2 protein-coding genes are annotated in these 682 nt (G+C 53.2%); one reads left to right on the top strand and one right to left on the bottom strand.

Translation table 11 applies throughout. The features are described from left to right. A partial coding sequence (locus QMX98_RS34780; RefSeq protein WP_146469857.1) for a helix-turn-helix domain-containing protein occupies positions 1-72 on the bottom strand: 72 nt, incomplete at its 3' end. 28 nt (positions 73-100) lie between these two features. Here QMX98_RS34780 and QMX98_RS34775 point away from each other — a divergent pair. Then, positions 101-580 (top strand): DUF2786 domain-containing protein, encoded by a 480-nt coding sequence (locus tag QMX98_RS34775; protein ID WP_282412088.1) that lies wholly within the window; start codon positions 101-103, stop codon positions 578-580. Positions 581-682: the final 102 nt, after the last annotated feature.

The raw sequence follows: 682 nt of genomic DNA, 5'->3' as shown, positions 1-682 counted from the left end.
CAGGCTGAAACCTTGGGCATGACCGATTTGAATGGTGGCGCGCTCTTCAACGCTGAGTTCGGAATAAGACATAGGGACAGCACCGTACCGGAAAGGTCAGGTGTTGCACTCAGTTTTCGCCGCCGCCATGGATAAGCGCGCTCGCGCACTAGGCAGAATCAAGAAATGTTTTGCGCTCGCAAAATCCAGCAACCCGCATGAGGCCGAAGCAGCAATGCGGCAAGCCCGCAAACTTATGGACAAGTTCAAGCTGGAAGTAGGCGATGTGCGTGCTACCCAGGCGGAGGAATTCTCCCTGCGGATCGGTAAAGCCAAAAGCGTTCCGCCACAATGGATTCGCATGTTGTCGATGACTGTCTCAAAGGCGTTCGGCTGTGTGAGTTTCTACAGCTATGGCCCTAACGGGCAGTCGCTGATTTTTATTGGAGAAATCGGTAGCGCTGAAATGTCGGCCTATGCGTATGAGGTGCTTATCCGGCAACTGAAAGACTCCAAGAGAAAATACCTCTCAGGGGTCAGCGTTCAGGGCGCAGTGCAAAGGCGCAGAGCGGGAGTGATGTATCCCCCGGTGTCAGGATAGTTGTCGCCTCTCCGATTTTTCCTAAAAAAGCATATCGGGGGCGGAAAGAGACTGGTCGTGCCGTACTATTCACCTGAACGCAGAGCCGCATTACTTAAAATG

It is taken from the genome of Pseudomonas sp. PS02303 (assembly GCF_029959925.1).
GTDB classification, from domain to species: Bacteria; Pseudomonadota; Gammaproteobacteria; order Pseudomonadales; family Pseudomonadaceae; genus Aquipseudomonas; species Aquipseudomonas mandelii.
This window is presented reverse-complemented; position numbering and strand designations above follow the sequence as displayed.